Genomic DNA, 22988 nt, shown 5'->3' with positions numbered 1-22988 from the left:
CACTGTACTTTTGCAGATTATTCGGTAGATAATTCTGGTATGGTTGCTCGGTTTCTGGGTTGGTGGTTTCGTTGCGGTTGGCTGGTGCTGCTGGTTGCAGCGGGGGTGCCGCTGGCTAGCCACGCCCAGTCTTTGCGCGTGCAGGTCCGGGACTCGCTGCGGCACGAGCCGCTGATTGGCGCGAGCGTATCGGTGATGGGCACCGGGCAGGGAGCTACTACCGATGCGACGGGTACGGCGGTGCTGGCGCCGGCCCCGGCGGCGGGCACGCGGCTGCGCATCACGGCGCTGGGCTACCGGCCGCGGCTGGCAGCGGCCCCGGTAGCGGGGGCGGGGCTGGCGTTGCTGCTCGCGCCGGACGGGGTTGCCATCGCCGAGGAGGTGCTGGTGACGGCCACCCGCACCAATTCGCGCATCGAGGACCTGCCTACGCGGGTGGAGGTGCTGGGCGCCGAGGAAATAGAGGAAGAGGGCAGCATCAAGCCGGCCAGCATTGCCAGCCTGTTTGGCGACATTGCGGGCACCCAGATTCAGCCCACTTCGCCCACCACCGGCAACCTGGACTTGCGCCTACAGGGCCTGCCGGGCCAATACACCCAGATTCTGCGCGACGGGGTGCCGCTCTACGGCGGGTTTGCGGGCTCGTTTGGGCTGCTCACGGTGCCGCCGCTCGATTTGAAGCAGGTAGAGCTGATTAAGGGCTCGAACTCGACGCTGTACGGGGGCGGGGCCATTGCGGGGCTGGTGAACCTGGTGAGCCGGACGCCCACGCGGGGCGCGCCACAGCTGGCCGCCACTTTGAACCAAACCAGCCTGCGCGAAACCGATTTGAACGGCTTTGCCGCCGGGCGGGGGCGGCGCTGGGGCTACTCGGCCTTCCTGGGGCTGGTGAAGCTGAAGGAAAAGGACGTGGACGGCGACGGCTTCGTGGACGTGCCCCGCGGCAGCAGCCTCACGTTGCACCCGCGCCTGTTTTTCTATCCCAATGCCCACAGCCAGGTGGCCCTGGGCTACTCCGGCACGCTGGAAACCCGCCGCGCCGGCGACTTGGAAGTGCTGAAAAACGGCCCGGACCCGGCAACCGGGCACCTGTTCTACGTCGACAACCTCAACCTGCGCAACACCGCCGACCTGCTCTATACCAACGACAGCCTGGCCGGCGGCCGCCTCACGGTGAAGGGCGTGGCCACCGATTTCATCCGCGACGTGAATACCACGCTTTCGGGCTTCACGGCGTTCCAGACCACGTATTTTGCCGAGGCCAGCTACCTGCACCCGGCCGGTGCGCGGCACACGCTGGTGCTGGGGCTGAGTGCCAACGGCGAGCAGCTGGCTTCGTTCAAGGGCAGCGCCACGCCGCTGCGCAGCCCCTACCGCTACGCCACGCTCGGCGTGTTTGCCCAGGACGACTGGCGCCTGCTGCCGCGCCTGCGCCTGCAGGCCGGCCTACGTTTCGACCACCACAACCAGTACGGGGGCTTCCTGCTGCCCCGGCTGGCATTGCTTTACCAAGCCAGCGAAGCCGTGACGGCCCGCCTCAATGGCGGCCTGGGCTACCGCGCCGCGGTGCCCTACATCAACAGCCTCGACGAGCGCAACTACGCGCTGGTGCAGCCGCTGCGCGGTGTGAGCGCCGAAAATTCGCTGGGCCTTAATGGCGACGTGAACTACCAGCACACTTTTTTGGGGTTCGATGAGCCTTTGGTGCTGAACATCAACCAATCGTTTTTTTACACCCGCCTGCAGAATCCGTTGGTGCTGGCCGGAGCCGGCTACGCCGGCCCGGCGGGCCAGAACTTCCTGACTTGGCAAAACGCCGCCGCGCCCCTCTCCACGCGCGGCCTGGAAACTTACGTGCGCCTGCGGGCCGACGAAACCGAACTGTATCTGGGCTATGCCTTCACCGATGCGCGGCGCCAGTACGAAGCCGTGAATCAACACCTGCCGCTGGCACCCCGGCACAAGTTTGCCGCTATCGGGCTGGTCGAATTCAACGACCATTTCAGCGCCGGCCTGGAGGCTTCCTATATCGGGCAGCAGTATTTGTCCGACGGCCGCGCCACGCCCGGCTACCCGCTCATGGCCGCGCTGCTGCGCTTCCACGCCGGCGCGTGGACGGTGGCTGTGAACGGCGAAAACGTGCTGGACTACCGCCAGACACGCCGCGAAAGGGTAGTGCTGCCCCCCATCGGCAACCCCATTTTTGCCGAGCTGTGGGCGCCGGTGGAGGGCCGGGTTTTCAACGTGTCAGTGAGCTGGCGCTGGGTTAAACAATAACGCCGCTCCGGCCCGAAAGCTGAAGCGGCGTAGTTGAGATGCGGGCTGTGATGAAATCCTTATTGGGCGATGCGCTGGCTGAAAGTGCCGGCTATCGTCACGAGCCGCACGATGTAGACGCCGGTAGGCAGGGGGCCCAGGTCGAGCGACCACCGGCCAGATTGCGACCCGTCGGCCACCAACGTGGTGCGTTGCAATCGGCCCAGGGCATCGAACACCTGCACGGTGGCAGGCGCTACCAGCGCTTCGGCGGGCAGGGTGCTGAGCACCACCCACTGGCGGGCCGTGCTACCGGGATATACCGCCAGGCTTTCGCCGCTGGCGCCACCCATTTTCACGGTCCGCATACCCGAATAGTTGACGCTGCCGTCGAAGTCAACCTGCCGCAGGCGGTAATAGCTCAGGCCGGGCAGGGGCTGCTCGTCGGTGAAGTCGTAGATGGTTTGGGACTGCTTGTTGCCGGCCGCTTCCACGGTAGCGAAATCGCGGAAGGTTTTGCCATCGAGCGAGCGTTCGACCACGAAGCTGCGGCTGTTTTTCTCCGAAGCCGTGACCCAGTGCAGCGCCACCTGCTTTTTGGCCGTGGCCATGGCCGAAAAGACGGCCAGCTCCACGGGGAGCGGGGCGGGGCATACGTTCACTAGCGCATCGCAGGCTTGCTCGTTGGCGTTGGCGCCGGCGATGGGGCCGGGGCAGCCGGTGGTGGTTCGCTGGGCGCACACCGTGGTCACGAGCGAGGCCGCGCAGTTGGTGGCCAGCTTGTTCACCGCGCCATTGCCGCCAAATACACAGCCCGTGATGCGCACGCTGCCGGTGCCGCAGAGGGTGTTGTTGGCGCCGCCGGCCGTCACGTCGATGTTGCCGTTGATTATGACGCGGCTGTTGTCGGTGATGTTGGAATTTTTCAGTACCAGGTTACAGTCCGTGGCCAGCGTGGTGGAGGTGCTGGCGTTGAGCGGGTTGTTCACCGTGACGGTGGCTTTGTCGATGGTGAGCTGCGCAACCCGCACGGTGCTGCCGGGCGCAATGGTGAGCTGGGTGCTGGCCTGCGCCCCGGTGCCATCGCCCAAGGCCAAATCGGCGCCACCCACGAGGGAACCACCATTCAGCACGCTAATAGAGCCGTTTTTCGCTACCTGATAATTCGTGTCGAACGACACGTTGAAACCATTGATGATGATGATGGCATTCGTGCCCGAAGTAGGAACACCGCCGCAGCTAGAGTCCCAGGTACTGGCGCTGGAAAAGGCGCCACTCCTAACTGCGCGATAAGTACACTGGTTTTGAGCATTAGCATTAATAGAAATAATACTATTTATTGCTATTGCTAGGGATAAGAGAGAAAAAATCTTTTTCATTGTAAAAAAATGGATTATTGCGATAAAAAACTGCAACGCTCCTTAAACCACATCCAGCTTACTAAAGGTTCACTTGTTCTAAAATAAATTTGAAAAGTACAACAATGTCGTAATCGTTGGGAGTGCCGAATCCTTCAGTGGGCGCTCATTTAAGTTGCTTGCCGGTCTGGTGGCCCGGAGGCCGCCACGGCTTGAATGGCTTTCAATTGGGTACTAGGGCAATGCAGGGGGCGGAAGGCGGCATCTTAGGCCCACACCAGTACCACGGTGCCCGCCAGAATAAGCCCCGCGCCGAGGGCACCCCGCGCGGAAATAGATTCACCTAAAAAGACTACAGCCAGGAACAGCGACAACGCCACACTCAGCTTATCGACGGGCGCCACTTTGGTTACGGGCCCCAGTTGGAGGGCGCGGAAGTAGCACAGCCACGAGGCGCCCGTAGCCAAGCCCGAGAGCACCAAAAACAGCCAGGTGCGCTGCGTGAGGGCCGGCAGGCCGGCCGTGGCCCCGCGTGCAATGGCAATGCCCCAGGCCAGCACCAGAATGACCGCCGTGCGAATGGCGGTGGCCAGGTCGGAATTGACGCCTTTGATGCCGATTTTGGCGAAAATGGCGGTGAGGGCGGCGAAGACGGCGGAAAGCAGCGCGTAGGGAATCCACATGGCGAACGGGGGAGGGGAAAAGCGGACGAAAGGCGAAATGCCGATTTCAGCCAGTACGCCAGGATTCGGAAACCGGCTACGAAGGTGCCGGATTGGTCGATGTTAGTTGCCGGTTTGAGGGGCTGAAAGCGTGGTTTGGGACGAAACAGGGGAGGCAGTGGCGGCGGGGTTGCAACTGAAAAGCGCAGCGGCGGCCTCCTTTGGGCATAGTTCATCATCCATATCCGTATGAAAAAAACACGCTTACTGGCAGTACTGCTGCTCGTGCTCACAGCCGCTTTCGGCAGCTGCACCAAAGATTCCACCGCCGTCGACTACGTGGTGGGCGCCTGGTACTCGCACTCGCAATTTGAAGGGTTGGCCCGCAGCGGCGCGGTGAGCTTCGTACTCAATGGCAAGGCCTACGTGGGCCTCGGCACCGACGGCACCGACAAGTTCACCGACTTCTGGGAGTACACGCCCGGCACCAACACCTGGCGCCAGCGGGCGTCCTTTCCGGGCGTGGGGCGCTACTTCGCGGTGGGCTTCGCAGCCAACGGCAAGGGCTACGTGGGCACCGGCTACGACGGCCTGAACCGCCTCAAGGACTTTTGGGAGTTCGACCCCACCGCCAACACTTGGACCCGAAAGGCCGATTTTGGCGGCAGTGCCCGCTACGGCGCGGTGGCTTTTGCCATCAACGACAAAGGCTACGTGGGCACCGGCTACGACGGCAACTACAAGAAGGACTTCTGGCAGTACGACCCCCTGGCCGATGCCTGGACGCAGAAGCCCAGCTTCGGCGGCAATAAGCGCCTGGGCGCCGTGGCCTTCGTGGCCAATAACGAAGGCTACATCTGCACCGGCACCGACAACGGCACCTATGAAACCGACAACTGGAGCTACAACCCCGTCACCGAAACCTGGACCGAGCACCGCAAGCTGGAAGGCACCGATACCAACGGCACGGGTTTCGATTTCAGCGCGGTGCCCCGGGCCTACGCGGTGGCTTTCACCATCGGCAACAACGGCTACGTGGCCCTGGGCAGCAAAGACACCGCGCTGCTGAGTTGCTGGGCCTACAGCCCGACGGACGACAACTGGTACCAAAAGACCGATTTTGTGGGCTCCAGCCGCATTTCGGCCGTGGGCTTTGGGCTGGGCAATGCGGGCTACGTGACGCTGGGCGCCAGCGGCAGCGCCCGCTACGACGACCTCTGGACCCTGGAGCCCGATGCCGATGTGGACTAAGGACCGCGCAAGGCGCGCCGCGCGCTGGCTGCGGGCCGGGCACTGGCTACTCGGCCTGCTGGGGCTGCTATGGGCCTGTGCCGCCTGCGACCCCGTGGGCAACATCACCGTGGACGCGCCCGCCACCAGCTCGGCCAGCAACGCCTATTACGTAGACACGCTGACGGTGCGCGTGGCCACCGTGTGGCACGATTCGGTGCTGACCTCGGGCGGCGACAACCTGCTGGTGGGCCGCTACCACGACCCGCGCCTGGGCACCATCACGGCGCGCAGCTACTTTCAGGTGGGCCTGGGCGCCGCTTACAGCCCCGCCACCGACGAAATGTACGACTCGCTGGTGCTGGTGCTGAAGCCCGACGGCTACCGCTACGGCGACACCACCCAGCTGCAAAGCCTGGAGGTGCACCGCCTGCGCGACGCCCTGGTGGCCACGAAAAACTACTACGTCTTCAGCCAGCTGGGCTACGATGCGGCCCTGCTCAACCAGGGCCGCAGCACCCGGCCGCTGGCGGTCCGGCCCAGCGTGCGCAACCTGCGCCTGCGCCTGGCCGACGCCCTGGGCCGCGAGCTGCTGGCGGCTGGCCTAGCCGGCAACCTGACTACCGACGCCGAGCTGACCAGCCGCCTGGCCGGCCTCGTGCTCACGCCCGGCGCCGCCGACGATGCCGCCCTGCTGCGCACCCAGGTAAGCACCGAGGGCGGCGCGCTCAACCTCTACACACACTCGCCCACCGACCCGGCCACCGTCATCACCAAAGCCTTCACGCTGGCTTCGGGCGGCAAGCATTTCTACCAAGTGGCGGCCGACCGCACTGGCACGCTGCTGGCGCCGCTCAGCACCTCACTGCAGGCGCTCGACGTGGCCCGCACGGCGCAGGAAGCCTACATCGACGGGGCACTGGGCCTGGAAACCAAGGTCGAAATTCCGTATCTGGCCGACTTGCGCAGCTTCGGCTCGCGGCTCACCATCGTGCAGGCCACCGTGAGCCTGGAGGCAGTGCCCGGCTCGGCCACCCGCTACCTGACACCGCCTGGCTCGCTGGCCGCCTACTTGAGCACCCGCGCCAACCAGCAGGGGGCAGCCGTTGGCAGCAGCACGACGGCGGCACTGGCCATTCCGTACCAGACCGGCATCTCAAACCTGACCGGGCTAGAAACGGGCGGCTACGCGGTGCCCGTCACCGACTATTGCCAGGCCGTTGTCGACCGCACCCTCGACAACAATGGCCTGTTACTAGCCGCTGCGGCCAGCCCGGAGCGGGTCGTTTTGGGTGGCCCCAAGCGGGCCGAAAACCGGCTCAAGCTTGGGCTATATTTCCTGACGCATTAGGCGCGCCGGCTAAAAAAGGAGGGGCTGGTTGCTGCTTTGCGGCAGCCAGCCCTTTTATTGTGGGCGCCTCGCTGTCACCAAAAGCGGGGTTTTGCTGTTTAAGGCCTATGCCCACTCTATCTGCTCCGCGTCCCGACCTGTTGCGCCTCGATTACGATACCTACCGCGCCCTCCCGGCCGTGGCCAATTCCGACCTCTCGCGCCTGCGCGATGCCCTCGATGGCCGCCCCCCGCGCACCCAATCTGCCTCCAACGACGGCGCCCTGAGCTTCGGCACCGCTTTTCACACCGCCCTGCTCGAACCCGGCGACTACGTGCCCGGCCAGCCCGGCCTGAACGATACCCTGGTGTGGTGGCTGGTGGAAGGCGTGCAGATGGACACCCGGCTGAACGAGCTGCTCACCCTGGGCCGCCCCGAAATGAGCGCCCTCTTCACCGAGCCCGAAACCGACACGCTCTGCAAGCTGCGCGCCGACCTCATCGTGGACCATCCCGAGCAGCCCTTCACCATCATCGACTTCAAAACCACCAACGCCCGCGACGCCGACCATTTCCTTTGGCAATGCTCGGCCTACGACTACGACCGCCAGGCCGCCTTCTACACCGACGCCCTGCGCGCCGAACGATTTCTGTTGGTGGGCGTGCAGAAGGTGGAGCCCTTCGGCGTGTTCACCATTGAGGTGAGCGAGCAGATGCTGGCCGAGGGCCGCCAGAAATACCAGCGCCTGCTCCGCCTCTTCAAGGCCCCCGCCACCGCGCCCGCCTTCCGGGCCGAGGCCGTGCAGGCCGCCGTGGACTCGTTAGGCCTCAACAGCGAAGAGTAGGGGCGCTCCGACCCAAAGCCGAGCTGATGAAGTAATCAGCTTGTGACCCAAACAGCCAGAATATTGGTTTTGACAAAATGTGAATTGTGCTTTGTGGAGAATATTTTTTAATTATAAATAAGATTGTAATTTTTTTATGGCATTTAATATAACTTTAGATGTAAAAAAAATGTAATCATATTCGTTTTATATAAATTTTTTCAGAAAGTCTAGCTGAATTGTTTAGTTTTGTGCAGTCGTTTTTAGCGACATAATACAATATTATTCATTTCATCAGGCTTGTATGAAGACAAATTCTATTCTCAAATGGTTGAAAATTATCGGGGTCGGCTTGCTGGCTTTACCAGCCCAGGCGCAGTACGTATTTACTGATTCGAACCTGGGGGCCTACTCGCAGAACTTTGACGCCTTGGCGGGCACCAAAGATATTTTTATCAGCAACTCGACGGCTTTCCCGGGAGTGTATGCCCGATTTACGCTGGATAACTTCCCCGGCGAATACGAGTCATCGGCCCGGGGCACGGGTGCCCAGGCCAAACTCGGACCCGACGACGGCTCGGAAGGGCCACAAACCGTTTCGAGTGTGGATGCCGACGGCACGCCCCACGGGGCCGCCTGGTACCACTTCGGCAGCACCGGCGCCACCGACCGGGCCCTGGGCGGCATTGCTTCCACGACCGTGACGTCGGGCAAAGGCTACGTGGGCTTTCGCCTCCGCAATTCTTCGTCGAAAACCATTGTCAACCTGGAAGTCCAGTACGCCATGGAGCAATGGTATAATTCGAGCCAGACGCAGGCGGCTACGGTAGTGGCGGAATACCAAAAAAGCGCCAGCCCGGGCACTATTGCGAGTGTGATATCGGGTACGTGGCTGCCCATCAGCGACCTGAACGTGCCGGCGCCTTCTACCTCTACGTCCATTGCGCCCCGCAACGGCAACGCCGCCGCCAACCGGCGTGTGAAAAAAACGACGCTGACCAACATCAACCTGGCCGTTGGACAGGAAATTATGATTCGCTTCGGCTACGTGTTCAATTCGGGCACCAACGGCAACGGCTTGAGCATTGACGACGTGGTGATTACGCCCGAAACCAACGTCTTTTACTCCAATACCACCGGCAACTTAACCCAAACGACCACTTGGGGCACGAACGCCGACGGTACCGGCACCCCGCCGGCCAACTTCCTCAACGACAACCAGATATTCTACGTGCAGAGCCCCAAGAACGCCGACGGAACCGCCGTCCTCACGTTTACCGACCGCGTCGGGGCCGGCGGTACCTGGACAGTGGGCGGTGCCAACTCGAAAATTGTGGTGGGCACCACCACGTCGCCCGCCATTTTGCGCATTTCGTCAAACGACAACATCAACGCAACCATTGACGTGGGGCAGGGCTCTTATTTCTACAACAACCATCCCGGTTATCCGGCCTTTACGCTCGGCACGCTGGCCCCCACCAGCACGGTGGAGTTCAACAGCGGCGGGGTGCCCTTCACGGTGCCCGCCAACCAGTACGGCAACCTGAAGGCCACGGGCCAAAGCCCCACGGACCCCGTCACCAGCCAGAAAATATTGGGCGGCAATCTGGTCGTGACCGGCAGCATTGGCCTCGGCAACGATTCGAAACTGGTGCTGGGCGACTACGACCTGACGGTGTTGAGCACGGGAACCTTTAATACGGTTTCGGCCAATGCATACGTGGTAACCAACGGCACCGGTCGGCTGCGGATGCAAGTGCCACGGGGCAGCGGCAGCACGCCGGGCACCAGAATTACGTTTCCGGTAGGCAGTGCGACTTCCTACACGCCTGTTTCGCTGCAACAAAGCTCTACGGCAAGCGACGATGTGTTTGAGGTGCGGGTGATAGATAACGCCTTTACCAGCTACAACGCCACCACCTATGCCCCGGGCGCCACCCAGGTGGCCACCGAAGTGGTGAACCGGACCTGGCTGGTGAGCAAGGAGGTGCCCACCAACCCGGCCACCGTAACCATGAAGCTGCAATGGAACACGGGCGATGCGAGCACTGATTTCGTAGCCACGCGGGCGCACATCAACCACTTCACCGGCGGTAGCTGGGAGCGGTACATGGGCGAGGTGGGCACCGCAGTGGGCACCGTAACCAACTCGTTGGTGGCCACGCGAACGGGTATCACCAGCTTTTCGCCTTTCTCCGTGTCATCGCTGTCGAACGGCGCCCTGCCGGTCGAGCTCACCGCATTTGCCGCCCGCCGGGCCGGCGCGGTGGTGGCCTGCGCCTGGAGCACGGCCAGCGAAAAAAACAGCCGCCATTTCACCGTTGAGCGCAGCCGCAACGGCATGACCTTTGAGCCGCTGGGCGTGGTGGCGGCCGCAGGTAATAGCAGCACCGTCCATACCTACAGCTTTGCGGATGAGCACCCGCTGGCAGGCCTGGCCTATTATCGCCTGCGCCAAACCGACCTCGATGGCACGGAATCTTTCTCGTCCGTCGTGGCCGTGAATGGCACGGAATCTTTCGCCGTGCCGGTGGTGGTGCCCAACCCCGGTACCGGCCGCTTCGTGGTAATGGCGGCCGACGGCCAGGCCATTGCCGGACCCTTTGTGGTGCTCAATGCGCTGGGCGCCGTGGTTCGCCGCGTTCCGGCGGCTTTACTGGCTGAGGCCAATGCCGGGGCTTTTGATTTGAGCGACCAGCCTGCTGGCTTGTACCTTGTGCAGGTACAAACCGCGGCCGGTACGCACACCCTGCGAGTGGTTAAGAACTAGCACCTGCACTTAGTAATTGCAAAAAGCCCCTTCTCCAAACGGAGAAGGGGCTTTTTGCTTGAATTGAAAAAACTTACTAACTGGTAAGTAAGTAGTATATTTGTGCTGTGATGACAAATCAAAGTTCTGCTGCCGCACTCCCACCCGATACCCGCACCCGCATCCTCGACCTGGCCGAGACGCTGCTACTGGAGCGTGGTTTCAATGCCTTCAGCTATCAGCATTTGGCCAAAGAGCTGGGCGTGAAGCCGGCCGCTATTCACTACCATTATCCCAGCAAGGACGATTTGGGCACGGCCCTCGTCACCCGCCAGCTGCGGCGCTTGCGCAAATGGCGCGACCTGCCCCGCGTGGCCGACCTGAAGCCGGAAGAGCAGTTCGAGGCGTTGCTGGCCGTGTACGACAACCACTTGGGCCACGAGCGCCGGGTCTGCCTGTTTGGGGCCCTGGCCGCCGATTTCCGCACCCTGCCGCCGGCCATGCAGTCCGAGCTCCGCACTTTCAACCGCGAGCTGACGGAGTGGCTGGCCCAAGTGCTGGCCGTGGGCCGCGCCACGGGCGGCCTGCGCTATATGGGCAGCCCGGCTGCCAAAGCCGCACAGGTGCTCACCACCCTGGCCGGGGCGCTGCAGGTAGCCCGCGTGCACGACGAAACTCCTTTTCAGGTCATCGTGGGCCAGCTGCGGCTGGAACTGCTGGCTTGAGGTGATGACAGTCAAATTCAGATGACGAACCATTAGACGCAGCATCATGACCAACACCTTCTCACCCGCCCACGACTATTTTCCCATCGAAGCTACTCCCCGGACGGCTGTGCCGCGGGTGCGCTATCCGTCGCCACCGGCGGGTTTGCGCCTGCTGCGCTGGCAGCTGAAGGTGCTGTCGGCGGTGGCGCCCGGCCTGGCTTTTCGGGGGGCCTGGAAGGTGTTTTGTACGCCCCGCCGCCTGCCGCAAAAGGACTGGGAAGCGCCCGCCCTGGCCGACGCCCGCCGCCGCACCGTGGCCGCCGGCACCGGGCCCGTGGCTGTGTACGAGTGGGGGCCAGCCGCCGCGCCGGCCGTGGTGCTGGTGCACGGCTGGGAGCACCGGGCCAGCTTCTGGCGGGACTGGGTGCAGCCGCTGCTGGCGGCCGGCTACCGCGTGGTGGCCCTGGACGGCCCCGCACACGGCGCTTCGGCCGGGAAAATGGTGACGTTGATGAGCTTCGGCGGGGCCGTGCAGGCCGTGCTGGACACGTTGGGGGAGGTGCGCGCCATCGTGGCGCATTCGTTTGGGGCGGCTTCGGTGGCGGGGCTGCCGGTGCGGCTGCCCGGCGGGCGGCCCCTGCCGCGCCTCGTGCTGCTGAGCGCGCCGGTGGGGCCCCGGGAGGTAGCCGGCCGTTTTGCCGACTTCCTGCACCTGCCGATGACCTTCGTCGAGCAGTTTGCGCAGTACGTGCAGCAAGCCACTGGCCGCCCGGCCGAATCGTTCGGCGTGGCCGTGGCCGGGCCGACTGCCGGTACGGAGCGCGTGCTGGTGGTGCACGACGAGGACGACGAAATCATCCCCTTCGCCGAGGGCCGGCAAATAGCCGCCGCCTGGCCCGGCGCGGTGCTGCACGCTACCAAGGGCCTGGGCCACAACCGCATCTTGCGCGATGCGGCCGTAGTGCAGGCCGGCGTCGCTTTTATCGGGTAAGCAATGGGCGTAGGCATCTTCGCCGCAGCGGGGCCGTAAGCAGCATACCTCACGCCTTTTTTGCCGCCTTGTTTTGACCGAGCCTCACGCTTCCGCTGCGCATTCCGAAACTTCCACCATCGTGCTGGCCGGCGCTACCGGCGATTTGGGCCTGCGCATTGCCCGGCATCTGGTGCAGCGCGGAGCTACGGTGCGGGCGCTGGTGCGCGCTGGCAACACCAGCCCGGCCGTGGCCGCTTTGCGCGAGGCCGGCGCCGCGGTGGTGGAGGTCGATTTTAACAGCGTGACGGCCTTGACGCGGGCCTGCACCGGAGCTACCTGTGTGGTGTCGGCCCTGTCGGGGCTGCGCGAATTAATTGTTGACGCCCAGAAGCGGCTGCTCGATGCGGCCGTGGCGGCGGAGGTGCCGCGCTTCATTCCGTCGGACTATTGCATCGACTACACCAAGCTGCCCGTTGGCAGCAACCGCAACCTCGACCTGCGCCGCGAGTTCAATCAACGGCTTGACCAGGCGCCCATTGCGGCCACATCCATTCTCAACGGCATGTTCACCGACTTGCTGACGGGCCAGGCGCCGGTCATCCTGTTCGGGCCGAAGCGGGTGGTATACTGGGGCAGTGCCGACCAGCCGCTGGATTTCACCACCACCGAAAACACCGCCGAGTTCACCGCGGCCGCCGCCCTCGACCCCCATACCCCGCGCTACTTGCGCGTGGCCGGCGAAGTAGCCACCATCCGCGACCTGCAACGGGCTGCCAGCGCCGTCACGGGCCAGCCGTTTAAGCTGCTGTGGGCTGGCAGCGTGGGCGTGCTGGGCGCCCTCAGCAAGCTCACCAAAGCCCTGATGCCTGCCAGCAACGACGTATTCCCGCCTTGGCAGGGCATGCAGTACTTGCACAATATGTTTACCGGCCTCCCCAAGCTGGCCCCCCTCGACAACGCCCGCTACCCGGAAATCCGGTGGACGTCGGTGCGCGAGGTGCTGGCCACGCGCCAGGTTGAAGCGAAATAGGGAGGAATGATAAGAACGTCATGCAGAGCACAGCGAAGCATCTTGCCCGCAATAGTAATAATTTACTGGTGGCGGTAAAGATGCTTCGCTGTGCTCTGCATGACGTTTCTTTATCAGCCCTCCACAGCCGCCCTAGATACTCGCAAGCCCCTCGCTGGCTAACTGGCGCAGCACATCGCGCAAGCCTTCGGCTTCGGCCATGAGGCGGGCTACGTGCTGCACGTATTCGGCCTCGGCCCGCAGGTCGCGCTTGAGCTGGCGCAATTCCAGTTCCTGTTTTTTGCCGGTGCCGCTCAGCATGAAGCCCTGGGCGCCGTATTTCAGCTCGTTCATTTCCTGCTTCAACTGTGTTTGCTGCTGGAGCAGGGCGCGGGTGTAACGGGCCAGTACATCATCGGTCTCGGCATCGGTGGGGCCCGATTCGGCCAGCAGCTGCAGCAGCGTGTAGAGGTCGTCGGCCTCGTAGGCTTCGGTGATGCGCTGCATCTGCGCGGTTTTCTGGGCTTGCTTTTCGGGGTCGCGCTCCAGGTCGGGGTGGTGGGTGCGGGCCAGCTGGCGGTAGATGGTTTTGGCGTTGGATTCCAGTTGCTTCTGGTCGGCCTGTGCTTCGGCCTCCTGCTGGCGCTGCGTCTTGGTTTTGCGACGGGCCCGGGCCGCGGCGGCCGCTTGCTCGTGCGGCAGCAGGGTGGGGTCCGGAGTGTATTCTGCGGCGGTTTTGGTGGTTGTAGGCTGGTGGTTAAGCGCGGCGGACTCGGCTGCCGGATGGCGCCCGTGGGGCGCGTATTTGCGGATGATGGCCTCCTCGTCCTCCCCAAACCGGTTTTCCAGGGCCCGCGCATTGCCCAGAATCAACTCCGTAATCTGCTGCTCTTCCATGCGGCTGAAGTAGCCCAGCAGCAGGGCGTCTTCCAGCAAGGGAAAGAGGCTTTGGCGCGCCGCCACCACGGCCGTGGCGGCCGGGCCCACCTGCTGCCAGTAGCGCCGCCGGGCTTCGGCCTGTTCGGCGCGTAGGTCGCGCAGCCGCTCGCGCAGGTTCTCCACGTCCAGAATGGCTTGCCGGAAAGCCTGTTGCGCGGGCGAGTCCGACAATTGCTCGGCTTGCCGCACGGGCACGGTAATGGGCGAGGGGAAGGAGGAATCGGCTTTTTTCATGGAATACAAAGGTAGGCCTGCGCCCTGCCGCGCATTTACGGCCACAATTCAAACGCCACCCGAAACGTGTTGCAGTGCGCGTCCACGATGTTGGCCAGCCGCTCGGAGTAGCCGCCGCCCATGCTCACCGCCACCGGAATTCGCGCTGCACGGCACAGCCCGAGCACCAATTCATCGCGCTGCTGGCAGCCGGCCGGCGTGAGCGCCAGCTTGCCCAGCTTATCCGTGGCCAGCACATCGACCCCAGCCTGGTAAAAAATAAAATCCGGCCGCAGGCGCTCCACCAGCGGCTCCAAAGTAGCCGTCAACTGCGCCAGATACTCATCATCGCCGGTGCCCAGCGCCAGCGGCATATCCAGGTCCGATTGCTCCTTGCGCAAGGGGTAATTAGCCCCGGCGTGCATCGAAAACGTGAACACGCGCGGCTCGTGCTGGAAAATACTGGCCGTGCCATCGCCCTGGTGCACGTCCAGGTCTACAATCAGAATCTGCCGGGCCAGCCCGTGCGCCAGCAGGTGCGCGGCGGCAATGGCCTGGTCGTTCAGCACGCAAAAACCCTCGCCGCGGTCGGCAAAGGCGTGGTGGGTGCCACCGGCCAGGTTCAGGCCAATGCCATCGCGCAGGGCCCGCAAGGCCGATTGCACGGTGCCGGCGCTACTGCTCAGTGAGCGGCGCACCAACTGCGGGCTTTGCGGCAGGCCCAGGTTGCGCACCTCGCGGGGCGAGAGTTGCAAGTCGCGCACCTTGTGCCAGTACTCGGCCGTGTGCACCCGCAGAATATCCTCCTCCGCGCACAGCCCCGGCTCATAAAAATCCGCCGGCGCGGCGATGCCCTGCCACAACAGTTGCTCCCGAATCAGGGCGTACTTGGCGATAGGGAAGCGGTGGCCGGCGGGCAGGTCGAGCGTATAATGGTCGGAAGTGGCGAGGCAGGGCATACGCCGCAGGTACTGCGAAACGAGGGCGGATGTTTTCTAGGGTGGGTAGTAGAACGGAACGGAAGAGAACGTCATGCTGAGCGAAGGCGAAGCATCTCTACTGCGAGAGTAATCCTGTCAATTGAATTACGTTCCGCGGTAGAGATGCTTCGCCTTCGCTCAGCATGACGTTCTAATGAGGTGGATTTGCCATTATTTTACGATTTATAATTTTCGTCAAAAAAATATTTATCAATTATTTTTAAAAATAATTTGCGCAATTAAAATTAATCTTCAACCTTTGTCTTACTAAAAGCAAACAACCATGTACCGCCACATAGCTCTCACAAGTAATTCGGATAAGAAGCAGCCAGAACGGCTGTTCCTGCTCGGTACGTTTGCCTGATTTCAGCCCCCGCTGAAGTTTGACACCGCCCGGGCCCATCAGCTCGGGTTTTTTGTTGCTAGCCGGTTTTCAACCGCTTACCTCATTCAATCCATGCCTCATATCCGCCTCAATTACCTGCCCAAACAGAACCAACTCCGGCCCGATGGTGGCTTGCTGGACTGGTGCGGCCGTGCTTTTCTTCCTAGTTGGAGTCGTCGATAACCTCGGCGTAATATCCCGCGAATAGAAAAGCCCGGCCCGTAAAAGCCGGGCTTTTTCGTGCAATTAATTGCCAAATAAAAACGCGTTTTTATTTGAACAGGAAAGGTGCGCCTAATTCAAATCGAATTAACGACGAATACTAGTTTAGGTAATTATTGCACGCTGATTCGCTAATTAAATTTCTCCCTTTCACATTTCTTATTCCAGCTCTTCAACCATGCGCTTCTTAGCTCCTCCTCCCGTATCTGGGCCCCTTGCTGCGGGCCGGCCGCGCCAGTCAGCGGCCCATTGGTCGCGTCCGGCGCGGCTGCGAAATCGACTGAAACCGGGCCGCCAATTGCGGGCGCCCACCTCCCTTATTCGAAAACCTAGCTAGGCACTGTCTGCGGGCAGGCCCCCGCTTTATGGCAAACCGTAACAAACCTGTTTCAGCGGAAACCCGCCGCTGGCAAGAAGCCGGTGCCGCGCTTTCGCGGCACATCGACTGGCGCAAATGGCCCCTGTCGCGGCAAATTGACTTCATTTTTTCCTTCCCTTCGCCCCACCAGTTGTACGAGGCGGTGGGCGTCGATTCGGTACTGTCGCAGTTGTACGCCATTTGCGTGGCGGTGCTGCCGGCCGAAATTCGGCCCACGGTTCGCCTGGCGCTGCAAGCCTTGGCTACCAGGCGAATAGGCGTGCTGCACCGGCCCGAGTTGGGTATGGCGGTGGCCGCGCTTGCCGAGCGCTATACCCAGCGAGTGCGCGAGGTGGCCGACTGGAAACCCAAAAGCAGCAACGTGTACCGGCAGCTTACCGGCCTGGTGCAGCACTTGTTCGACCGCTACGGCAACACGCCGGACTGGCTGATTGAGTCCTGGACGCGCCCCACGCTGGTGGAAGACGGCGTGAACCTGCCCGATTTGACTGTTCACCTGGGCAAAGGGCAGTCCTTGCGCAGCTTCCCCGGCCTGCCCGTGGCCCTCAGCAAACGGCTGGAGCACGGCATGCGGCAGGCCCCCGCCGGCTGCACCTTCCGCGAAGCCTTGCGCTACGCCCAACTCGCCGCCCGCGATGCGCTGGCGTGGTGGGGCGTGGTGATGGAATCGCGCCTGGGCCGGGCCCCGCTGGCGGATGACGACTTCTGGCTGGGCGTGGTGGACTTTTTCCTGGCCACGCCGATGGTCGACCCGCGCCACTTTGGCCCCGTCTGCGACTGGATTCATCAGAAGCGCAGCGTCGGCATCGGGACGGAGCCGGCGCAGCCGGGCTTCTCGCTCAAGGGGCGCAGCATGGCGTCGGTGCTGGCCCAAACTGAAGCCTGGCACCGGGGACTGACCCGGCAGCGTCGCCAATCGGGCGAAGTGGCCATGCCGGCCAACACCCGTTGGCCCGGCCTGCTGATAGCCAATTACATGAGCGGACGGGTGCGCATCGAGCAGCTCACCTCTTACGAACAGCTCGTGGAGGAGGGTCGGACCATGCATCACTGCGTGGCAAGCTACCTGCAATCGTGCCGGAAAGGCCGCTGCGGCATTTTTTCCTTCACCGTGGACGGGGTTCGCGCCCTGACGCTGGAGGTGACGGCCGACCGCACCGTGGTGCAGGTGCGCGGCAAGTTCAACCGCTGGATGTCTAAAAAAGAACACGCCTGGATTACTCAATGGCTCGACCAGGCCCGCCTTGTGCTCTCGAAGCACGCCGGCATCAATTGGCAGGACGAATAAAGCCTGTCAGGCAGCGCGCAACGCAGCGTGTCTGCTGATAACCCTCAACATTCAACTCTCAACCCTACCACTATGCGCTTCAACTTCTTCTCTCGAAATACCGCTCCCACGGTCAACCACGAAGGCGCACCCGCCTTCACGCTCACGCCCCAGGTGGAGCTGTACGCCGCCGTAGCCACCGCCGCGCTCAGCGACCAGTTCTACGAAAAAGCCGACACGCGCTTGCAGCGCCTGCGGGACTTGGTAGCGAAGAATGAGCCGCTGTTTGTGGCGCAATTGGCTGTGTATGCCCGCGAAAGCCTGAACCTGCGCTCGATGCCTTTGGTGCTGTGCGTGGAGCTGGCCCGGCTGCACCGCGGCGACAGCCTTGTGAGCCGCCTAGTGGCCCGCGTGGTACAGCGCCCCGATGAAATCACGGAATTGCTGGCCTTCTACGCCCAGGCCAACGCCCGGAGCGGGACCAAAATCCTCAACCGCCTCTCCAAGCAGCTGCAAAAAGGCCTGGCCCTCAGCTTCAACCGTTTCGATGGCTACCAGCTGGCCAAGTACGACCGTGATGGCGCGGTGCGCCTGCGCGATGCCCTTTTCCTGGTGCACCCCAACGCCAAAGACGAGGCCCAGCAAGCGCTGTTCAACCAATTGGTGCGCGGCGAATTGCCCACGCCCTACACTTGGGAAACCGAGCTGTCGGCGGTAGGGCAGGGGACTTTCGCCACGGATGCGGACCGGCAAACGGCCGTCCGCCAGACGTGGGAAACGCTCATTGGCAGCGGCAAGCTGGGCTACATGGCCTTGCTCCGCAACCTGCGCAACATCCTCGAAGCCAACGTTTCGGCGGCAACGATGGAGAAAGTGTGCGACACGCTGGCCGACCGGTTTGCGGTGGCGCGCAGCAAGCAGCTGCCGTTCCGCTTCCTGGCCGCCTACCGCGAGGTGAAAGCCTTGAAAAGCGGCTATATGGCCGGCGTGCTGGCGGCCCTGGAAACGGCCATTGCGCACAGCGCAGTGAACCTGCGCGGTTTCGGGCACGACACACGCGTGGTGCTGGCCTGCGACGTGTCGGGCTCGATGCAGCAACCTATTTCGGCGCGCAGCAAAGTGCTGCTCTACGACGTGGGCCTGGTGCTGAGCATGTTGCTCCAGAGCCGCTGCCAGAACGTAATTACCGGCCTGTTCGGCAACATCTGGAAGCGCATCAGCCTGCCCCGCGGCCCGGTGCTGCGCAACGTGGACGAACTCTACCAGCGCGAAGGCGAAGTGGGCTATTCCACCAACGGCCACCTGGTGGTGCAGGAGCTGTTGCTGCGCCGCGAGGTGGTGGACAAAGTGATGATTTTCACCGACTGCCAGCTCTGGAACAGCACCAACGGCGGGGGCGTGTTCAGCCAAATCTGGGCCGACTACCGCCGCACCGTGGCGCCCAATGCCCGCCTCTACCTTTTCGACCTGGCCGGGCACGGCACCGCCCCGCTGGAGGTGCGCCCCGAAACGGGCGTGGCCCTCATCGCCGGCTGGTCCGACAAGGTGTTCGACGTGCTGAGCGCGCTGGATAACGGCGGCTCGGCCCTGACGGAAATCGAGAAAATTGAGCTGTAGAACGGCATGCAATGGCCTGTCATGCAGAGCGCAGCGAAGCATCTCGCTTGTAGTAGTAATCTATGAAAACCAACGCTTGAGTTAGTGACAGCACGCGAGATGCTTCGCTACGCTCTGCATGACAGGACAAACAACAAAAAACCGGCCGGGCAATAAAGCGGAACCCCCGGCCGCGCGGCGCAAGGTGGCGTAGGCGTGGCCTACTTCGCGAGGTGCAAGGTTGGCCGTCTCGACGGCGAGGGTTCGATTCCCTTCATCATAGTGGCCCGACGCTCATTCCCCTTGCTTGCTGCTCACTCCAAAATAAACCCCATATGATTTACGTTGAAAAACTGCCGATATGAGGAAGACGGCTGCCCACCTGGGGCAGTCGCCGACCGGGACGCGGCCACTTGGGTGGCGCGTTCCACCTCGGCAGCATCCGTTTGGTTCGGGTGCCGTAGGCGGGCGTTACTTCGATGGTAGAAAATCTGACTGTTAATCAGAGTTATTGGGTTCGACTCCCCCTCCGCAGCTTCGGCCGCGGTTGACACGCCTGCCGCCTGTTGCCCTGAATTTTTCGGGTATTAAATTAAAAAATACGTTTCCGGATGGGTGCCGTAGCGGGGCCTTCCTTCGCTCCAAATGAGGTGCGGTCGCGGGTTCGACTCCCGAAGTGCTGCCGCGAGGCAGGGCGAATGCGCATAGGTAGGGCCGCGCCAGCTGGCCCGGCGACTGTTGCCCCAGCCGGAAACAAAGTCTTGCATTGGGTGCCGTAGGCAAAGGTTACTTCGTTGTATCCAAGCGGATACCGGGGGTTCGAATCCCTCCTTTGGCCGGCAACGGCCGAAGTGGCTGAGTGGCTAAAAGCACCGTTTTATCATGTGCCTTTGCTGCTTGTTGCCCCAATGCATTTTCGTCCAACCTCCGTCGGGTGTCGTAGCCCGGCCATACTTCGCACTTTTAATGCCCAGGTCGCGGGTTCGAATCCCGCCGGAAATAGCCGTGAGGTCGTTTTCGTAGCTCAGTGGTAGAGTAGGACCAGCAGGCCGGGCGCTGGTTGCCCCGGCGGAGGAAGGGGTTGAGAAGGTGTCGTCGAACAGTCTTACTTCGACTCAACTCCCCTGAATAGACTGTTCAGCTTCTTTACCCTTGTCAACTTGTTGCTTTTCGGATGCCGTAGTCTCGCGCTACTTCGACCTGCCATGTCGGTCCCTGGGCCAATACGCGGGACGTCAGTTGCTCCGAATTTTTTCTAAATAAAACGGGCCGGTGCCGTAGCACCGCCATACTTCGTTAGGGTCGATGGGGTCGCCGGTTCGAGGCCGGCCCGTGGGTTTTGGCTCGCGGTAGCTCAGTTGGTTAGAGCACATTTGTAGGCGATGCGTCCTGTTGCCCGGCCCGTTTTATTTCTTTTTCATCATCAACGACTGAGGCCCCAATAAGCGCTTCATCTCGTGCCACCATCCTTCTCATGGCCAATTTATTACGCGGCAACGACCTTCGAAACCTCGGTTTTCCGGAGGGTCGCGCCATCGGGCTCGCGCTGGCTCAACTGCAGCGCAAGCACCTCAAGAAACTTTCCCAAACCGACCAGCTTGCTTTGCTGGGTCAACTCCTTGCCAACCCCACCGACTACCTCACCCACCTCGACTGGAGCCATACCGCAGCGGCTTTGCTGCCGCCCCCGTCGCGCCACATTGCCCTGGTTGAGCGCAAGCCTTACGCCACGTTTGGCGCCGAGCACATCGAGACGGGCGCCATCCACCAGATGGAAACGGCTATGAAGCTGCCCGTGACCGTGGCCGGCGCCCTCATGCCCGATGCCCACCACGGCTACGGCCTGCCCATCGGCGGCGTGCTGGCCACCGACAACGCCGTGATTCCCTACGCCGTGGGGGTCGACATTGGCTGCCGCATGGCGCTGTCGGTGTTTGATTTGCCGCCCAAATACCTCACCCAGCGCGTGCAAGAGTTGCGCACGCTGCTGCTCAACCACACCCGTTTCGGCTCGGGCCGGGGCTGGGAGCGGGGCCAGCGGCTGGCCGCGGCCGTTATCGACCGCGACGAATTTCTGGAAATTCCCTTCCTGAAAAACAAGCGCGAGCGGGCCGCCGAGCAGGTGGGCACCTCCGGCTCCGGCAACCACTTCGTGGAGTTCGGCATCGTCGAAATCACCGAGGCGGAAAACGACTTGGGCGTGCCGATGGGGCAGTACCTGGGCGTGCTCTCGCACTCCGGCTCGCGGGGCCTGGGCGCGGGCATTGCCGAGCACTACACCAAACTGGCCAAAGACGTGTGCAAGCTGCCCGCCGAAGCCCAGCACCTCGCCTGGCTGGGCCTCGACACCGAAGCCGGCCAGGAGTACTGGGCCGCCATGAACCTGGCCGGCGACTACGCCTCGGCCTGCCACGCCCAGATTCATCAGCGCCTGGCCAAAGCCCTCGGCGAAAAACCGCTGGCTAAGGTGGAAAACCACCACAACTTCGCCTGGAAGGAACGCCTGGCTGATGGCCGCGAGGTCATCACCCACCGCAAGGGGGCCACGCCGGCCGGCGCGGGCGTGCTCGGCATCATTCCCGGCTCGATGACGGCGCCCGGCTTCATTGTGCGGGGCCGGGGTGTGGCCGAGTCGTTGGCGTCGGCTTCGCACGGGGCGGGGCGGCTTATGTCGCGCACCCGCGCCAAGGCCGAACTCACCGAATCCGGCGTGCGCAAGCACCTCGCCGATTTTGGTGTGGAACTGATTGGCGGCGGGCTCGACGAGGCGCCCATGGCTTACAAAGACATTCACACCGTGATGGCCAGCCAGGGCGAATTGGTGGATGTGCTGGGCTCGTTCACCCCAAAAATCGTGCGCATGGACGGCGCATAACGGCCCCGGCCGGCGTAGCTGCGCGTTGGCTCAACCTGGAAAGAAGCTCTGGCCAATTGGCCGGGGCTTCTTTCCAGGGTTGGGAAATTGATGCATTGGAGTCAATCAAAACGAAAATCAATGCCAGTGCGTCGTTTTTTAGATAGGATGATAACCTGATTCATCCACTGGCCTTAATGGGCTTGTCTTGTTAACGTTAACTTGAATTACAGACAAACCTTGACCAGTGGGCCTTCTTACAATGGTAATGTTGATTTGCCTGCATTTGTTGAACTGACGACTTCGAAACAGCGTATTGAATTTAGCAAGCAACGCTAGTCGGCTAAGCCGACAATCGCAACGGCCGGGTTTGCTAGTGTGAGTTTGGTTTCGCACCTTGCTCCGAGAGTATGGACACCAGCTGCTGGCCAAGCTGAGGAAACCCCAGAGACATCAAAAAAGCCCCGCTGGCCCTGTGCCGGCGGGGCTTTTCGCTGGCCGGGTAGCGGCGGTTGTTATCCCTCTACATCACCGACTTACCCCGGTGCAAAACTGCCGCAGCCGATTAATTCGGAAACCGGCTTGCTTTTCAAGCGCGGGGCCAAAACAGGATGATGCCGATGCCCACAAAGCAAATGATGCCACCAACCACGTCAAACCGGTCGGGCCGGAAGCCGTCGACGTACCAGGCCCAGGCAATAGACATCACCACGAAAACGCCGCCGTACACGGCGTAGGTTTTGCCAAACGATGTGTTCTGCAGCGTGGCCACCCACCCGTAAACCACCAGCAACAGCGCCCCAAGCAGGCCGGTCCACAGCGGCTGGTCAGCTTTGAGCCACCGCCAAATGAGGTAGCCGCCGCCGATTTCGCACAGGCCAGCCAACGTGAAAAGGGACAGTACTTTCAGTATTTCCATGTCTTTGGTCTGGTTATCGGCCGAAGCAGTGCCTTGTGCCGGCCACGGCAGGAGTATCCATTCGTCCTCGGCGAGGAGCTGGCTGGCGGGCTGGCCAGGGCATCCGTCAGCGCCCGGCCTTCGGGGTTGAAGTTGA

General features: G+C 62.4%; 16 protein-coding genes. 11 read left to right on the top strand and 5 right to left on the bottom strand.

What is annotated here, in order from left to right:
• Window positions 1-39: 39 nt before the first annotated feature.
• A complete protein-coding gene (locus tag Q4S41_RS21750) occupies window positions 40-2277 on the top strand; it encodes a TonB-dependent receptor (RefSeq protein WP_305033249.1) in 2238 nt (745 codons plus the stop codon).
• Between the two features lie 59 nt (window positions 2278-2336).
• On the opposite strand, the gene Q4S41_RS21745 is transcribed toward Q4S41_RS21750, so the two are convergent.
• Window positions 2337-3437 (bottom strand): T9SS type A sorting domain-containing protein, encoded by a 1101-nt coding sequence (locus tag Q4S41_RS21745; protein WP_305033248.1) that lies wholly within the window; start codon window positions 3435-3437, stop codon window positions 2337-2339.
• A gap of 443 nt (window positions 3438-3880) precedes the next feature.
• Window positions 3881-4297, bottom strand: a complete 417-nt coding sequence (locus Q4S41_RS21740) for an EamA family transporter (RefSeq protein WP_305033247.1) — start codon at window positions 4295-4297, stop codon at window positions 3881-3883.
• Window positions 4298-4525: 228 nt separating this feature from the next.
• Here Q4S41_RS21740 and Q4S41_RS21735 point away from each other — a divergent pair, with 228 nt between their 5' ends.
• From Q4S41_RS21735 to Q4S41_RS21705, 7 genes are all read left to right on the top strand, one after another.
• Window positions 4526-5527 (top strand): Kelch repeat-containing protein, encoded by a 1002-nt coding sequence (locus tag Q4S41_RS21735; protein WP_305033246.1) that lies wholly within the window; start codon window positions 4526-4528, stop codon window positions 5525-5527.
• Window positions 5517-6857 carry a DUF4270 family protein gene (locus tag Q4S41_RS21730; RefSeq protein WP_305033245.1) on the top strand — a complete coding sequence of 447 codons (1341 nt, stop codon included), beginning with the start codon at window positions 5517-5519 and terminating at the stop codon, window positions 6855-6857. Before Q4S41_RS21735 ends, Q4S41_RS21730 begins: the two co-directional genes overlap by 11 nt.
• Window positions 6858-6964: 107 nt before the next feature.
• The gene (locus Q4S41_RS21725; protein ID WP_305033244.1) at window positions 6965-7681 is read left to right on the top strand and encodes a PD-(D/E)XK nuclease-like domain-containing protein; all 717 of its coding nucleotides are present in this window, start codon (window positions 6965-6967) and stop codon (window positions 7679-7681) included.
• 283 nt (window positions 7682-7964) lie between these two features.
• The gene (locus Q4S41_RS21720) at window positions 7965-10430 is read left to right on the top strand and encodes a T9SS type A sorting domain-containing protein (protein WP_305033243.1); all 2466 of its coding nucleotides are present in this window, start codon (window positions 7965-7967) and stop codon (window positions 10428-10430) included.
• A gap of 110 nt (window positions 10431-10540) precedes the next feature.
• A complete protein-coding gene (locus tag Q4S41_RS21715) occupies window positions 10541-11134 on the top strand; it encodes a TetR/AcrR family transcriptional regulator (RefSeq protein ID WP_305033242.1) in 594 nt (197 codons plus the stop codon).
• 46 nt (window positions 11135-11180) lie between these two features.
• Window positions 11181-12107 (top strand): alpha/beta fold hydrolase, encoded by a 927-nt coding sequence (locus Q4S41_RS21710; protein WP_305033241.1) that lies wholly within the window; start codon window positions 11181-11183, stop codon window positions 12105-12107.
• 73 nt (window positions 12108-12180) lie between these two features.
• On the top strand, window positions 12181-13119 hold the full coding sequence (locus Q4S41_RS21705; RefSeq protein WP_305033240.1) for an NmrA family NAD(P)-binding protein: 939 nt from the start codon (window positions 12181-12183) through the stop codon (window positions 13117-13119).
• Window positions 13120-13251: 132 nt separating this feature from the next.
• Here Q4S41_RS21705 and Q4S41_RS21700 read toward each other — a convergent pair whose 3' ends face one another.
• Together Q4S41_RS21700 and Q4S41_RS21695 are read right to left on the bottom strand one after the other, a co-directional pair.
• Window positions 13252-14271 (bottom strand): J domain-containing protein, encoded by a 1020-nt coding sequence (locus tag Q4S41_RS21700; RefSeq protein ID WP_305033239.1) that lies wholly within the window; start codon window positions 14269-14271, stop codon window positions 13252-13254.
• 35 nt (window positions 14272-14306) lie between these two features.
• A complete protein-coding gene (locus tag Q4S41_RS21695; protein WP_305033238.1) occupies window positions 14307-15209 on the bottom strand; it encodes a histone deacetylase family protein in 903 nt (300 codons plus the stop codon).
• A gap of 993 nt (window positions 15210-16202) precedes the next feature.
• Between Q4S41_RS21695 and Q4S41_RS21690 the strand changes: the two genes are divergently transcribed.
• The 3 genes from Q4S41_RS21690 to Q4S41_RS21680 all read left to right on the top strand — a co-directional run bounded on the left by Q4S41_RS21690 (window position 16203) and on the right by Q4S41_RS21680 (window position 21954).
• Window positions 16203-17504, top strand: a complete 1302-nt coding sequence (locus tag Q4S41_RS21690) for a PcfJ domain-containing protein (RefSeq protein ID WP_305033237.1) — start codon at window positions 16203-16205, stop codon at window positions 17502-17504.
• A gap of 72 nt (window positions 17505-17576) precedes the next feature.
• Window positions 17577-19100, top strand: a complete 1524-nt coding sequence (locus tag Q4S41_RS21685) for a TROVE domain-containing protein (protein WP_305033236.1) — start codon at window positions 17577-17579, stop codon at window positions 19098-19100.
• A gap of 1453 nt (window positions 19101-20553) precedes the next feature.
• Entirely contained in the window at window positions 20554-21954 is a 1401-nt protein-coding gene (locus tag Q4S41_RS21680; protein ID WP_305033235.1) for an RtcB family protein, read from the top strand.
• A 568-nt stretch (window positions 21955-22522) separates the two neighbouring features.
• On the opposite strand, the gene Q4S41_RS21675 is transcribed toward Q4S41_RS21680, so the two are convergent.
• Window positions 22523-22852 carry a YnfA family protein gene (locus Q4S41_RS21675; protein ID WP_305033234.1) on the bottom strand — a complete coding sequence of 110 codons (330 nt, stop codon included), beginning with the start codon at window positions 22850-22852 and terminating at the stop codon, window positions 22523-22525.
• Window positions 22853-22988 lie beyond the last annotated feature (136 nt).

The organism is Hymenobacter convexus, from assembly GCF_030580955.1.
Lineage (GTDB): Bacteria > Bacteroidota > Bacteroidia > Cytophagales > Hymenobacteraceae > Hymenobacter.
This window is presented reverse-complemented; position numbering and strand designations above follow the sequence as displayed.

Excerpts from the sequence above, each read along its gene's own strand:
- Q4S41_RS21750 (WP_305033249.1), top strand. The coding sequence starts at position 40 with ATGGTTGCTCGGTTTCTGGGTTGGTGGTTTCGTTGCGGTTGGCTGGTG.
- Q4S41_RS21740 (WP_305033247.1), bottom strand. The coding sequence starts at position 4,297 with ATGTGGATTCCCTACGCGCTGCTTTCCGCCGTCTTCGCCGCCCTCACC.
- Q4S41_RS21735 (WP_305033246.1), top strand. The coding sequence starts at position 4,526 with ATGAAAAAAACACGCTTACTGGCAGTACTGCTGCTCGTGCTCACAGCC.
- Q4S41_RS21730 (WP_305033245.1), top strand. The coding sequence starts at position 5,517 with ATGTGGACTAAGGACCGCGCAAGGCGCGCCGCGCGCTGGCTGCGGGCC.
- Q4S41_RS21725 (WP_305033244.1), top strand. The coding sequence starts at position 6,965 with ATGCCCACTCTATCTGCTCCGCGTCCCGACCTGTTGCGCCTCGATTAC.
- Q4S41_RS21720 (WP_305033243.1), top strand. The coding sequence starts at position 7,965 with ATGAAGACAAATTCTATTCTCAAATGGTTGAAAATTATCGGGGTCGGC.
- Q4S41_RS21715 (WP_305033242.1), top strand. The coding sequence starts at position 10,541 with ATGACAAATCAAAGTTCTGCTGCCGCACTCCCACCCGATACCCGCACC.
- Q4S41_RS21710 (WP_305033241.1), top strand. The coding sequence starts at position 11,181 with ATGACCAACACCTTCTCACCCGCCCACGACTATTTTCCCATCGAAGCT.
- Q4S41_RS21700 (WP_305033239.1), bottom strand. The coding sequence starts at position 14,271 with ATGAAAAAAGCCGATTCCTCCTTCCCCTCGCCCATTACCGTGCCCGTG.
- Q4S41_RS21695 (WP_305033238.1), bottom strand. The coding sequence starts at position 15,209 with ATGCCCTGCCTCGCCACTTCCGACCATTATACGCTCGACCTGCCCGCC.
- Q4S41_RS21690 (WP_305033237.1), top strand. The coding sequence starts at position 16,203 with ATGGCAAACCGTAACAAACCTGTTTCAGCGGAAACCCGCCGCTGGCAA.
- Q4S41_RS21685 (WP_305033236.1), top strand. The coding sequence starts at position 17,577 with ATGCGCTTCAACTTCTTCTCTCGAAATACCGCTCCCACGGTCAACCAC.
- Q4S41_RS21680 (WP_305033235.1), top strand. The coding sequence starts at position 20,554 with ATGGCCAATTTATTACGCGGCAACGACCTTCGAAACCTCGGTTTTCCG.
- Q4S41_RS21675 (WP_305033234.1), bottom strand. The coding sequence starts at position 22,852 with ATGGAAATACTGAAAGTACTGTCCCTTTTCACGTTGGCTGGCCTGTGC.